Consider the following 15,209-nt stretch of genomic DNA (forward strand, 5'->3'; position numbering starts at 1 on the left):
TAAAAACGTAGATACTTTAGCGTGGATACCTTTTTTTATTCTTTCTACCATTTTTATCGATTCTATGTTGCATTCTATGTTGTTTAATAATTTGTGCAGATGAGTATTCATAACCATACCCATGTCGTGCTTCGAATCCTCGATGATGCGCTAAATGATACCCAGGAGGGTTTCTTAAATTTTTTCCTCGACGTCCAGATGAAGAAGATTTTTTAGATTGTCTTATTTGATTCTTCATATACCCCCTAACATGTTTTGGTAATTTGGGATCAGTCGCCAGTCCTCGAAGTTTTGCTTGTCTATTTTGTCTTCCCACAGCGTATAAAGCTTTCCCGGCTTTATACACTCGACCAAATCCAGTAGCGCTATTGGCTGCACTATAAGCAGTATAACCCCATTTTTTCCAGCCTGTATATCCGCGAGACTTAGCTGTTTGATAACCGGTATAAGCCCCATAGCCAGCCTTAACCGCAATCCAAGCCCATGTTCCGTCTGGATCGACTTTCAGAACCGGATTATTGTCCGCATACGAGTAGCCATTCGCCATCGAGACGGTCTCATCGGCATCAAGTTCTGGATCGATGGATAAGAAGACGGCCTGTTCTGGATGGTAGTAGCGTGCCATCAAGTAGTAAAGCGCCAAGTCTTCATCATAATAGTACGACGCATATCGGATTGGTTGACCTGTCAGCTTCGAATCGGTGATATTCGTCGTAAGCGGTTTGCCCCACGTGTCATAGGTATATTTGGCAGCAACGTTACCTGAAGTGTCCGTAATCGCTACGATATCTCCACGATAGTTCCGTTGATAATTGTACCATGTCCCGTTTGTTTTTAGCCCGACAAGGATATGGTCCGCATTATAGACGTACTCTCGGATTGGTTTGCCGGCCGTATCTGTCTCGGCCATCAGTCGGTTCGAATCTCCGTCGTAATGGAAGCGAATCGTACCACTCGGCCCCGTCTTCTGGATACGGCGCCCTTGTTCGTCATAAACAAATTGCCATTTCTTTGTCCCGTTGACTTCTTCAATCGCAGTCAGTTTTCCTAGACCGTCCCATAAATATTTCAGACGTCCGTCATTGATCCGGTTCCCGTCTGCATCATACGTAATGGCTTGACTCTTGAATTCTGTCATCCGGTTTGAGTTATCGAACTCAGCTACGACTTGGTTGTTGATATGTGTGCGATTTCCTCGTTTGTCATATGTGTAATTGATCGTCTGTCCGTCAAGTGTCTTCTCTTCGACCAATTGATCCATCGCGTCATAGGAATAACTCGCAGTTTGTCCATCTTTCTTTAAACCTGACAGGTTTCCATATTGATCGTAACTATAACGCTCAAATGCAATCTGTTTGTCACCAGCAGAGGCGGACCATGCTGATACGGCACCAGTCTCATCGAACTCGACGAGCGACTCACCGGCTTGTCCTGGCATGGTGATCTGCGTCGTCTTACCATCCTCATTATGGCGGAAAGCCCAATGTTGACTATCGACAGTTACCCCATGGTTCCGTTTGGCGATGTCATAGGTGAAGTCACGCTTCGTTCCCGCTAACGTCATTGAGAGTGGAAGCTCTGTCCCGACACCATTCACATCTTCGTAATCCCATGTCTGGAGCACTCCATGGTAATCCGTCAGGTTCAACAGACGTCCTTTACCAATTTCGTCATTTTCTTCGTCACCTGGGTCATATTCGTACTTCTTCTGTTTCGAGCTATCATTTCCCATTTGAACCGAGAGGATGTCACCAGAAGATGAATCATATGCATACTTGAATCGGCTCGTCGTTTTAATACTTTCTTCCGTTCCCGTCTCACTTGTCGGATCAGTACTCTCTACCTTTGTTGTCTCTTGCAGTTCAATGATATTCCCTTCGTCGTCGTAAAGTTTAGATAGGCTGTTCCCTGAAGGGAGAAGCGTTTTTGTTAAGTTACCAGTGTGAGGCGCATATTCATACGCATACTTCTGCCCCCCTGGACGAATGACCGAAGTGATACGACCTTTCAAATATCCATATTTAGTGAGTGTCCCATCAAATACCTTTTGTGTGACCTCACCTTTTTTATTGTAATCATAGGAAATGACAGTCCCGTTCTCTGCGGTTGTCGTCTTCAAACGCCCTAATAGATCATAGGTGTTCGTCCGTGTGCGATTCCCTTGACCGACGGTTAAGACATTCCCGAACGCGTCGACCGTATTGGTCACTGGAAGTTTCGTCAGCCCGGCGTCTTTTAAGACGTGGTTTCCTTGCTTGTCATATGTCGAGTCAGACACGACTCGTCCGATTGACGCTCTGACCGCATCGATAAGAATGGTGCTAGTCGAGTTATTCTTAATAGTGAGTTCGATTTTCACGAGCTTCTTGTTCTCATCTGAGGTCAATTGGATGGTTTGACGTTGCCATGTCGCGTCGTTGTCTTTTCCAGTATAGTCTAAGGCATGGAATGCGGCTGTCTTCTGTACCGTCGTTCCGTCCTCATATGTCGCCACCACGTTCAGTGAATCTGTTTTCGAAGCCTTTTGTGCCAAGGCACTCACATAGAACGGTTTTGCTATCGATTGGTTAACAATAATGGTTTGTTTCGCCGTTCCATCAGGTTGAAGGCTCAAGCCACTCTCACTCATATAACCTGTCGAGCTTGCTGTAGCCTTCACCAGCTGCCATTTGTTGAGGCCATCGAATCCGCCCTGTTCGACATGGTTGAACGCCGAGGCCGAGATGGCATGCCCTTGTGTCGCAGTGTCGAGTTGCACCTCGTCAAACAAGGTCGATCCATTCTCAGAGATAATGTTGATTCGAGCTTTGACGGCCCCATTTTTTGCTGTGAACTCGACGAATCGTCTCGTCCATTCCCCTAAATTGCCCATTGGACGAATCGTATAAGTTTCAACTACGACATTCGAGCTATTCAAGAGCGTAAGCGTGACACTTCCTTTTGACATGCCTGACGTCTTCATGTCGATACCCAAGTTATAAGGGTGACCAGTTTTAATGTTGACTTCTCTTGTGAACGTCGCGTTGTTCAACTGAAGTGCTTTACCATTGCGACCGCCATCCACAAGAATTCCTGGAGTCACCGTCTCCGTTACTTCAAATCCACCATTTGGATACAGATTGACGCCTGGTGTTAATCCTACACCTGTTCGCGTGACGTTTCCACGACTGTCATACTCTGTGAACCCGATTCGTTCTTCTGGTTCCTCATGATCGACGATTTCTTCACGATCCTCGTTCAAGGCCACTTCTTCGGCCAAATCGAACTCATCTTCGGTTCGGAGGAGGTCATCCCCATTCTCAGCGTATTCATAGGTCGTGAGCGATGTGGCGTCTTTCTCTACGAGCACATTTCCGTCTAACTCCATCGTCTTGTCGACATCAGCCGTATCACGATTGTCATATGTGGTCGATTCGACAGAACCGTCCGGATTATTAACGCTTATGATTCGATGGTCTTTCCACTCATAAATTGTTTTCTCATCGCCTTCTGCCTCTTCAATCAAATGGCCCACATCATTAAATGTGTAGACAATCGGTGTCATGACTTGATCATCTTTTGAATCGACGGTCGCAACTTTATAGACCATGCGCTCTTTTGAATCACCCGACGTCTTCTCATAGGCATTGCGTGTACCATCTACCTCTTGGACAATCGATGGGATCGCATTATCGAATTCACCGACAATTTCATTTGGTTCGGCTGAGGTATGGCCTGGCAAAATCAAGCGATTGATTGAAGATGGGAAGTCTGGACGCTCCGCGACCTCGCCCGTCTCTTCAATCGTGTTGACACTCTCCGTATAGGCGTAACCGTATGTCTCAATCGGGGTTGACCCTCTAAAGCTATCAACAGATGTCAAACGATCCCAAGCATCGTATGTGTATCGATACGTGCGCGAGTCAACTTTCTCATCCGAAGACGCGGTCGCTGTCATCGCCTCGACCCAGCCTTTGTCATTATAGGTAAAGGTAAGGCGGTTCGGTGAGGTCGTGCCCGTGTCACTCGCCGCATAGATGGTTGTTAAACGTTTAACACCTTGGACATCTGAATAGTCGAAATGGACGTTATTCTTTTTCCCGTTCTCTTTCGCGTCATATTCCATCCCGACTAGTTGGCCAGTTTGATTGTAGATTTCACGATGACCATCACTCGTTTGAATGACGTATTGTGAACCGTTGTTCTCAATGCTGAACTCATAATCGATTCCGGTCGGCGGCAGAAGTTTCTCGACCGTCTTTCCATTCTCTTGAACGGACGTACGGAGGAACAAGTGACCGCTGCCGTCAGCATCGATATAGCGAATGACTTTCGGTTTGTCTTCTGTCGGAATCTCGAGTCGTCGTTCCAACCCGCTGCTCCATCCAAGCCCGAACATGCCGAATCGGATCGACTTCGAGTTAAAGTAGCGACTCGCTTCAACAGCCGGCCCTCGTCCCGGAAGCACTTCGTCCGTCTCCGCTAGGAACTGATTTTCTTTCATGACGTTGAACGAGCCAATCGAGGTATCAAGCATTGGATAAAACTCTTCTGTACCAAGATCCGGCTCGTCTACCTTTAAGATACGTGGTGTCGTCGGGAGGCTCCGATTCAAGTTCCCTTCGGCGACAAAGTTCGATGCCAATAATACAGCTGGTTGGACCGCGCGACGATGAGCGGTCACACGGATCCAATAGTTGGTATGCTTCCCATACTTCCCGCCTGACAAAACATAGTTCGAGCTCGGATCGACAGGGAGTTCTCCTCCTTGTCCGACAACTCCGTTATTGTTCAATTTGTAAGACTGTCCAGCAAGTGGCCATAATTTCTTGTTTCGAGAATGCCACGTGGTCACGTCACTCGGGACGGTCTCGACCAAGTCATACTCTTTTCCGTTATACAAATACACGTTATATCCTGCAGCACCAGGAACGGTTTGCCAGCTAGTGAACAAGAAACCGGTGTTGGTCTTCCGGTTATCCGAATAGCCGACGCCTTCCGTCGTCACCCGGGTTGCCGGTACGTTGAACGTACGGACGTCAGATCCGGCACTCTGGCCTTTCGACGATTTCGCGTAGACGCGGAAGTAATAGTGGAGGATATTATGATAGGTTGTTCGGTCCGGGTTGTTCTTTCTGTACAATGGGCGAGGGTCGCCAGGGAAATCTTGTCCATCACCTTTACGGAATGCTGTCCGTGTATTGACTGGCATGGCATTGATTTGCGCCGTCGTAGGGAAGAGACGTTTTCCGTTCGGGCTCCAGCTCGTTGTGGTGACATTATCGATCAACTCGTAGGCGAAACCGTTAAATACGTAGACATCATAGCTTGTCGCATGCTCTGACTCATCCCAGCTCAATGCAAATTGTCCACGATCGTCAGCTGTCGTATCCCCGGCAGTAACTGCTAGATTCGTCGGCACGTCTGGAATCAGTTCTTGCAACGAACGTTTAGCCGTCGATGAAGCTGATCCACTACCCAGCTTGTAGTCTGCGATGACACGGAATTGGTATGATAACGTGTTCGTTGTCGTTCCGCTGCTACTGTTAAAGAAGGTAGATGGATCGACTGGAAGTTCTTGACCGTCCCCATTTCGGAACTTGATCCCACCAGTTGATGATTCTTTCGTTCCGTACTGAGTAGTCTTTGGGAACATCCCTTTATCTTTTGTTGTATAAGATCGGGCTGTCCCGTTGTAAACTGTCTGCCAACCTTTCCCATCAAACATCTGTAGGCGGTATCCTGTCGCTCCCGTCATCGCTGGCCACGATACGTTGATATGACCCGTAGATGAAGTCGGGGTCGTCAAGAAGCCTTCTGTGGAGATCGAGGCCATCTTCGGATAACTGTACGTGACGTTCAATCGAGTACGGTTTGTCCCCGTTTCAGAGGCTGTGATTTGTTTCCAATGTGTCGTCCCGTTACCGTTCGTATGGAACTTGAACCCATAATCCGTTCGGCTTCCAGCAGCCACCTGAGAAACGAAAGATGTCACATCAAAGTTTGCCCATTGATTGCGTGCGACATTCGTTGAACCAAGATTAGTAGACGATGGGCGTGTGTTCCAGGTGACGCCTGTCTCAGACCAGTTCGCATTAACACGATCGAGCCACAGTCCATTTTGTTGAGTTCCATAATAACTCCAGGTGACGTGTGAATTCACTTCTGCCGAACTAACAGTGGCACCTCTTAAATCCGTAAGGGCAGGGAATTTGATGAGCCCATAGTTTGTACCCGTAGTAGTGTCATAATAGCCAACCCATAACACGTACTCGCCACGAGACGAGCTCCAAAACTTGTTCATGTTCGTGGTTGGGTTCTTGCTTGATACAAACGTATCGAGGGTCGCATCACGAGCTAGTGTCGGATCGACGTAAATCGGATAGACTCGCGCTGGATCGTTCAACCACTCTTGATCAGGCACGATTTTAAGTTCGTATGAAGTGCCATTCACTTCCGTGAGTTCATATGCGATATCAAAAGAGCGAGCGGGAAGTCCTGATTTCTCATCGATTGCACTGTCCTGCATTTCAGGGACAGGCATCGTGATGACAAGGGCATCCTCTTCGTAAAAAAGAATCTGGTTATCCTTTAGTACAGGTTTCAATGATGTATTGAATTCATAAATGATTTCTTTCGGTAATTGAGCAGACTGATTAAAGATCAAGTCTTCCTTCACTTCATCGTTCAATGCGATGTGACGCAAGTCCACATTCGGAAACACATTTCGATGCCAAACCTGATTTTCACGGACGAGGGTCTGAGTCTCCTTGGGCGCTACTAGACCCTCCTCGTACTGGAGTCCTTTTAACGTGAAAGCAATACTTGTAGAGTCTTCCCCAACTTCTAAAAATGGTGTTTCCGACCGTAATGCTCGGTCAAAACTTACCGGGAGATTTGTAGACTTCGGTGAAAAACCTCCCTGAGTCGATTCCAACGTTGCATCCACAGGTACGATGTCCCCATCGGCATTTTTAATTTTCACCGTGTCATCATAGGCGGTGAGCTCATATGTACCAGGCTCATTCCCTTCCGTCACGACCACATGATCTCCTGTAATGTCTTCTACAGGCAGATAATCCGGCTCGGAATCAGGTGCAGCCAGTTCAGCATTCTGTTCCTCATTAGTTGATGAAGTAGACGCTTTTTTTTCGTTTTCTTCAGCCTTTACTCCTTCTCCCATCGGGAAAGAAGATAAAACCAATGTCACGACTAAAAACCATGACAACATTTTATGACTTAACTTATACATACATAACCTCCATATTTTTCATTAAATGTTATGAACAAGACAACATGACATCATGAATCTTACACAAAATTAGAAAAATAGGGAATAGGAAATTACATATTAGACGATTAAAATATAATGAAAATGTAATCTTGAAATATTTTTGTATTATTGTTTCAATATAACCGTGTTTATTAATGAAATAGAGAAACCATCTGCTACGCTTAAGAAATTTTAAAACCATAAAAAGTACTCAATATACTATTGAGTACTTTAAACAATAACTTGGAGATCACATCTAGTAGAAACGATGAAAAGATCGTCCTTTTTTAAGAAAAGAGATGTGCATTGATTTTTCATTTAGATGTGCATTGATTTTTCATTTAATAGAATAAGTTCAAAAAAGGACAACCGAATGACAATAAACAAGATACATCAACTAGTCCGGTCTATAAAGATGGGGAGAGTCGGTCGGAGGCGACACACCATCTAGAAACACATACGTCGTGCTCCTCCATCCCATATCGCACTATCATGAACGGGATGATTTTTAGTGAGACGTTGATATATGCGGGAAGCAGCTATCGATTTACCACTGACCTCGGTCTAACAAAAGAAGCAATAGATGAAATGAAATTCTAAAACAAAGAACGTTTTTGACAGATTTGGTCGACGAACTTTCATGTGCAACACCTTCTAAGGTTTTCAAGAACCGCATTCGATTTGTACATAAACTCGTCACTGTTTGCCATCCACAACACGAGATACACTTGAATCAAAAAGGAGTGATCTCATGAATCTTCAAGAGTGGATTAAACTGTTTCACAAGACGGAAACACTGCGATTTGATCACCTTTGGACATACTTAAATACGACACCTCAAGAACTTGAAGCGTACATCGATCGACTCAATCCTTGGTTGAACATCGCTTTGAAATCCTCTGATGGCATCGATGACGCGGAAGTCATCGATGAACTTGAGCATTATCTGCTTCGTCGATTCAACAAACGAAAAAAGAAAGTCAAAGTCACGCTCGAGGTCGAGTTTGAACTCCCGGAAGATGCCTTCAATTTTTCTCAGACCGAAAAAATGAGAATGATTGAACGAGTCACAAACCATATGGAATCCCAACACTTGAAGGATTGGCGCATCGTGAGGATGCAGAGGATATAATTGGCTGATGTGTATGTAGATCTGTCTACGTATATACACCTATACATACAATGTACGAAAGAATAGAAAATGAAATTCACTTATTTAGTCCTACCTCTAGCCATTCTTTTGCTCGCCGGTTGTTCTAATGACAGCACGTCCTCTACAGTCGAGAACGCAGAAGAAATACATACGACAGAGGAAACTATTGAGACAAAGGAAGTGATGACTGATTCGAATGCCGACTCGTTCTCCGGTTATAAACTGATTGACGTTGATGGTGGAGACTTATCCGGATACCGTGAGGCGAACGTCGTCGTCGATATCGGATATTGGGATCGCGAGTATTGGGTGTTCACGAACGAGCATGGTCAATTGATCCGCGTCATCGCCGACCAAATTATCCTCCAAGATGATGACACAGAGGACGTGACGTCGGACGGTCGGTACTACCATGACGAGGCGAAGGTCCCGGGCGTCGAGCACAGCGAGCTCGACGAAGGTCACGTCATCGCTGACTCACTCGGAGGCGTCTCGAACGCCTACAACATCACACCACAGAACAGCACGCTCAATCGCTACGGGGACCAGGCCTATATGGAGGATGTCATCCGAAAAGCCGGTGGTGCGACCGATTTCGAGGCAATCATCACCTATCCGGATACAAGCACTCATATCCCTTCTCACTACCAATATACGTATACCGTGAAAGGGAATGTCGTCACCGACTCGTTCGACAACGTGAACCCGGACGAGGTGAATGAGGCGCTCGGCCTCACGGAAAGCGAACTGGAACCCTCAGCCAAAACTGATCCCGTCGAACCTGCTGACGATGTTTCGAGTGTGGATACGAACGGAGACGGTCAGGTGGCGATTCAAGAGGCAAAAGACGCCGGCTTCACAATGCCCATCATGAGAGACCATTGGCTTTATCCTTATATGCGTGATAACGACAATGATGGGATGGTCGGGGAATGATCTAAGCCCGGAAATTAAAACAATGATGATTGTATAAAGAGACATCCTCTATCTTTAAGAGAATGTCTCTTTTATATTCATTTACGTTTTCGATTCACTTTATTGAGCTGCATATTCCCGTTCAACGCTTGGATAATCTGTCCATTTTTCTCCACTCATCTTGCACATTTGACGTATAAATTGCTTAGATTAGCGCCTTTATTCGGTTTATTTCATGTAGTCGCTTTCGATAATTGACATGATAATCTCATCTGAATAAACATCATCGTAGAACAATGCCTCTCTTAAAACACCTTCTCTGATAAAACCAGCCTTCTCATAGGCTCTGATTGCTCGTAAATTATGACTAAATACTTCTAACTGTAACCGATTCAGTCTAAGTTCCTTAAAAACAAATTTTAAAACCAGTCGAGTTGCTTCTGAACCGAATCCTTTTCCTGTTAGACCAGTAGCAGCCATCGAGATTCTAAAGCCTGCTTTTCGATTTTCCTCGTCTATATCAAAAATCGATAACTCCCCAATCATCTGATTGGTTCCATTGAGACAAACAGCAAAATCATAACGTGATGTATCTTTTTTTATGTTACTGATGTGCTTATGAATTTGCTCGAGAGTAAATGAACACTTTGTCCCAGTCATATATCTAATTTCTTGATCTTGAGTGGCATTTAAAAAAATCTGTGCATCTGATTCTTTTAACAAACGTAGATAAATTCTGTCACTGATTAAATTCATAGCCATTCCCCCCTAAAAGTCAGTGCTTCCTTAAATATTACTTGTTTTATTTCTATCTTTTTACGCTACCGAAGAGTCGTTTAAAGAAACCAGTCGATGATGGTTTGCGTTCTAACTCTTTAGATGACGTGCTAGTCACACTAAGTTCAATTTGATTGTGGTCTACTGATTTTTGCTGCAGTAGCATCGACGTCAGTTTTCCAATGTAATCCGTCAATTCAAATTCGAACCCACGATCTACATCGGGTCTCCCACTGTTCGCGTGGGCCCTTTCGTGAAGTAATGTACCTGCAAAAGCCTCTAACGAGCTTAACTGAGACCGCGCAATCAAGATCGTCCCACTATCGCCTTGCCACAGTCCAAGCGTCTCATTTCGATCAAAGGCAAAATTAATGCTGTCCACTAATTTCACGTCAGTCACATAAGTCGGCATGTTACCGATGAGTCCTAATATATGTTCTTTCATGTTCCAAATCGACCGCTCTTCCTCACTTAACATTTCTAACGGGACGACTTCATATGTTAAATTCTCACGCATTTCTTCCACAAAAGTACGTATATCTCGAATCGGATTCCCTGTAACATCTTTTGTATTGGCCAAGGCACTGCTCAAGTTATCAGGAATGGTCACGATGCGATATTCATATCCACTCACGTCATCTACAATCGAAGAATGGTGCATGGCTTCCGAAGAAGTCATGAAAATGACGTCTTCACGCGCATTCAGAATCTTACACGAATGGATGGCTACATCTTTCCAGGATAGCTCGACTGGCATCTCACCTGCAGTAAATCGATTTAATGACTCAACAAGCATTTTGGTCGTATGCGGTTCTTGGTTCTCTAAGAGAATTTGTTTCACCCTCGTCGAATAGGCAGTTCTACCGACATTGGTACGTTCCCGGTTCAGTTCTTTTTTCATCGCCTTCGTTAACGACGTAATGTTATATGAGAACAAAAAGTTCTCTTCTTCGGCTACTTTCACCCCATTGATGTAAATATTTGACGTCTCGCCTCTTCTTTTTAAAATCTCACCGTATTGAACGGCCGAGAGTGTTTCTTCATTACTAAATACTAGAAACAGTTGTTTAGCCTTCTGCACCTCATCTTTCGGTACATTTGTCAGAATAAACTCCGTCCCTTCAAAGCGGGGGTTAAGCGGTTCCTCGATGTAAGCATGGAGTGTCATCACATCCTCAAAAGCATGCTTGGTGCTTTTCCCTAATGTAAATCTTCCGTGTTTCGATAAAATTTCGACACCGATACCGTGGCGGTCGAACGTCGCCATGGCGTCTTTGAGACCTACACCGAATCGGCCGATTAGATTGGGGTGGCTTAACTTCTCCTGATTTTCATTCTGTGTGAAGTGTATGTATTGTAGACCTCGTCCGAAATCTCGAATTCGCCATTTCCCGTCACTACCCAACTTGATTTGAATCTCCTCAGTCTGGGTGATCGTCTGTTCATCTAGAGCGTTTGCGATGATTTCTCGAAGCGCATGATAGACTTCCCAGTTCTCCAGAACTTGTTCAATATTTAAATCAAACTTTTTCATCCTCACTTCTCCTTTTTTTGTGTATATACAATTCAAGATACTCATAATTGAAAAATTATCCAACATATCGTAATTATAATCCTCTATTTGTTAAATAGCTCTTGAATTATACGTGACTATGTATATAACGAATCGGGGTTTTCCGCATCGAAAAAATGAAAGCAGACTTGGTTTTAATTTCTTCAACAGTTTATACATAAGATCTATAGCAGCGTCTTCCACTCATAATTCCCGTCGAATAATGTCGAACTTCTACCTGAAATTTTTAAATGGACAAATTTTAAAAAACACTATTTTCTATTGTCTTAATTTGTAAAATTATGCTTTAAAGAGTATCCGATTATTATATACTCGCTAGTGGAGGAGGAATGGATATGAAATTTTATAAATCAACCTGGTTTATTGTCCTAATGCTAATCTTTTTATTCCCTGTCGGACTTTTCTTGATGTGGTGGCATCAAAAATTTACGATAGCAAGACGCGTGTTAATAACAGTTTTCTTTTTACTGTTCTGGGGATGGGCATTCAGCCTAGAAGAACCCGCGATCAATGCGGAACAATGTGAGCAAGGAGTCGCTGAAGTGAAGGAGCAACTTGCGAGTCTTCAAACGGAATATGACGATTTGAAGCTGGTCGTCAAAGACTACAAGACCGAGATCGCGTCCTTAACCAAGAAATTAGAGGACGCCGATAAAGTCACGGCCCAAGAAGTAAAAGAAGCAGAAGCAAAGATGCAGAAGAAACACGAGGCGGAGCTTAAGAAAGCCATTGCGAACGCTGAGAAACAGGCAGAGAAAGAAGTCGCTGCCGCACAAGCGGAAGCGAAAAAACAGATTTCCACTGCAGCCGCAAGTGTAGAGACTGAACAGAACACTGTTGTCGCGACAGAAAGTGAGCCCGTAGTGGCCGCAGAACCGAGCGGAGACGTCTCTAACGTCGACCTGAACGGAAACGGACAAGTGACGATTCAAGAAGCCAAAGATGCTGGATTCAGTATGCCGATCAGAAGCAGTCATTGGTTATACCCTTATATGCAGGACAATGACGGAGATGGCATGGTCGGAGAGTAATGTTACTCATGCGGCGAATCAAATAGAGTCATATTGATCAAACGCATCCTCGTAAAATCGAAGGATGCGTTTTTTGTCCTGCTACGTCCTGCAATCTTTATACGTGGTAGAACCTGAATTTAAAATGTCTTTCACTATTAAGACTCCCGACTCTCTTTATGAAAAATCTCGGTTGGATTTTAAACGAATTAGTCTTCAAAAGTTAAGGTGTTGAAATATAGGTCATCAATCATTAAACATAGTCATCTGTTATAGAAATGAACATGTTTAATTCATTTGAATACAGTTTAAATAGGTTATACTAAGATTAAACATAGTCATATCCGAACGGAGTGACTATGTTTAATCAATTATAATCATTAATGAGGGGATTTCCTATGCGCAATTATAACTATCAGTACCTGGCTAATCTGGCCTTACCGATGGAGACCGTGCGATTGATTGGTCGCATCAACGAATATAAAGGCAAACAAGACCTCTATAAACAACAGGCGCCTCAAATCCTGAACACCTTGCGTGACGTGGCGGTCATCCAATCGACAAAGGCTTCCAATGCGATTGAGGGGATCGTCGTGACCGAGAGTCGCCTACACACCATCATGTCGAAGACCTCGGACCCGGCCGACCGCTCGGAAGCGGAAATTGCCGGGTACCGGGATGTCTTGAACTTAATCCATGCTTCAGCTCAGGATATCCCGATCAACCCGAACATCTTGCTCCAGCTTCATAAGGAGCTTTATAAGTTTGTGCCGGTCGAGGGCGGGCGATGGAAAAATGTCGACAACGAAATTAGCGAGACCTTCCCCGACGGCACACGTCGTACACGCTTCGTACCTGTTCCAGCGTTTGAGACACCCGCTGCTATCCAAGCCTTGTGCGATAGTCTGAAAGAGCGTCGTCAAAACGAGGACGTCGACCCGCTCATCCTGACAGGCATGTTCGTGCTCGACTTTTTATCCATCCATCCATTCAATGATGGGAACGGCCGCATGGCCCGTCTCGTAACATTATTGATGCTCTATCAATATGGCTTCGAGGTCGGCCGCTATATCAGTCTCGAGAAGATTGTCGAAGAACGAAAAGAGGACTACTATGAGTCCCTGCGGTTGTCATCGATTCATTGGCATGAGAACCGCCAAGACCCGTTCCCATGGATCAACTATCTGTTGAGCGTGATTCTTGCGGCCTATAAAGAGCTTGAGGAGCGCGTTGGCCTCGTCACATCAGGCAATCAGAACAAGACCGTTCGAATCAGGCGCTTTGTCGAAGGCAGAATTGTCCCGTTTACCAAATCAGATATTCGACAAGCCTGCCCCGACATCAGTGAGGCGACCATCAACCGTGTCCTTCGTAAATTACGTGATGAAGGGATCATCGCCCCATCAGGACTTGGGCGAAGTGCAAAATGGATTAAGCAATAATCGTTTTTGATTATTATTTTCTAAACATCTGAGAAGGAGTGACGCTTTATATTGATAAAAATAATTTTTAGCAAAATAATTGGTCTCGTATTTTTGTTAATGGGATGGGTTTGGATAAGAGACTTCACCTTTTCGGCTCAGCATCAGCTGATTAGCGTCTTTCAGATTTGGTTTAGTTATTTTATTTTTTACAGTGCTGGAGCGATATTGCTATCTGAGGCGATAGAAAGAAATAAAACATTTTCGTTTATTTATACCAAAATATTAATCATTCCTTTTATTGGGTTTATTTATTTTCAATATTTAGTTGCGCCCCTATTAACTATTATTGCATTTTTAGGTTTTTATTTATTGCCTTCTATGTTAGTCATCACACTCGGAGAAACGTATACAATCATTCAACGATATGAACAAGGGATCATATATTTGTTGAGTCTAGGATCAGTTCTGTTATTTGCATATAAAAGTAATATAGTCATGAATAGGATTATTGAATCATTTAAAACGAAACTTTTAAAAGCCTCATTTGAAAGATATGCAAATCCGCTCTTCACTAGAGTAGGAACATATTTATTTATGGTGTTCATTTACGTCACATATAATTTTCTTACCTTCTCAAACATTTCATTAGATTTTATACCTAACGAAATACTAAATGTAGTCAAGGAAGTCTTTGTTACTTTCGTTGCAATTGATACTCTAATTCAAATGAATTCCAGTAATAGAAATAAGCCATGTGATGTCTCACAAAATGATGAACGTGCTATATGAATACACATTCTGTATTCGAAAAAAATATTATTTCATGATGCACCTGCAGTATTTGGTGATTCTCACTTGAGCTGTTGATGTCGAATGGAATTTCCCTCCAAAATAAATCGATGACTAGAGAAGATTAATTTTTTCATTCATAAAAATTCTTTGACCTCACTGTGAAAAGAGCACAGTTTAATTTTGGTGTTGAAATGGTAAAATTAAGTCACTTAATCATGGAAGGAGACGGTTTGTCAAATTAAGCGCAACACTTCGTCCGTGAAGGCCTCGTGTGCGGTCTTCCAGCCCAGGCATTTGCGTGGGCGGCCGTTGA

At 44.0% G+C, this 15,209-nt stretch carries 6 protein-coding genes and 1 pseudogene; 4 read left to right on the forward strand and 3 right to left on the reverse strand.

All coding sequences use genetic code 11. The features are described from left to right. Positions 1 to 16: 16 nt before the first annotated feature. Positions 17 to 6,685, reverse strand: coding sequence for a DNRLRE domain-containing protein (locus KNP77_RS13200; protein ID WP_214891208.1), 6,669 nt, complete (start codon positions 6,683 to 6,685; stop codon positions 17 to 19). A 1,318-nt stretch (positions 6,686 to 8,003) separates the two neighbouring features. On the opposite strand from KNP77_RS13200, the gene KNP77_RS13205 reads away from it, so the two are divergent. Beyond that, complete coding sequence (locus tag KNP77_RS13205) at positions 8,004 to 8,384, forward strand: hypothetical protein (protein ID WP_214891210.1); 381 nt, start codon at positions 8,004 to 8,006, stop codon at positions 8,382 to 8,384. A gap of 69 nt (positions 8,385 to 8,453) precedes the next feature. After that, positions 8,454 to 9,341, forward strand: coding sequence for a DNA/RNA non-specific endonuclease (locus KNP77_RS13210; RefSeq protein ID WP_214891212.1), 888 nt, complete (start codon positions 8,454 to 8,456; stop codon positions 9,339 to 9,341). Positions 9,342 to 9,548: 207 nt separating this feature from the next. On the opposite strand, the gene KNP77_RS13215 is transcribed toward KNP77_RS13210, so the two are convergent. Both KNP77_RS13215 and KNP77_RS13220 read right to left on the reverse strand, forming a co-directional pair. Next, positions 9,549 to 10,076, reverse strand: coding sequence for a GNAT family N-acetyltransferase (locus tag KNP77_RS13215; protein ID WP_214891214.1), 528 nt, complete (start codon positions 10,074 to 10,076; stop codon positions 9,549 to 9,551). Positions 10,077 to 10,128: 52 nt separating this feature from the next. Beyond that, positions 10,129 to 11,631, reverse strand: a complete 1,503-nt coding sequence (locus KNP77_RS13220; RefSeq protein WP_214891216.1) for an ATP-binding protein — start codon at positions 11,629 to 11,631, stop codon at positions 10,129 to 10,131. Positions 11,632 to 12,551: 920 nt separating this feature from the next. On the opposite strand from KNP77_RS13220, the pseudogene KNP77_RS16205 reads away from it, so the two are divergent. After that, positions 12,552 to 12,701, forward strand: a pseudogene (locus tag KNP77_RS16205) (DNA/RNA non-specific endonuclease); the annotation flags it as partial. Positions 12,702 to 13,078: 377 nt separating this feature from the next. Then, a complete protein-coding gene (locus tag KNP77_RS13230) occupies positions 13,079 to 14,122 on the forward strand; it encodes a Fic family protein (RefSeq protein ID WP_251139083.1) in 1,044 nt (347 codons plus the stop codon). Positions 14,123 to 15,209: the final 1,087 nt, after the last annotated feature.

The organism is Exiguobacterium sp. s142 (genome assembly GCF_018618455.1).
GTDB classification, from domain to species: Bacteria; Bacillota; Bacilli; order Exiguobacteriales; family Exiguobacteriaceae; genus Exiguobacterium; species Exiguobacterium aurantiacum_A.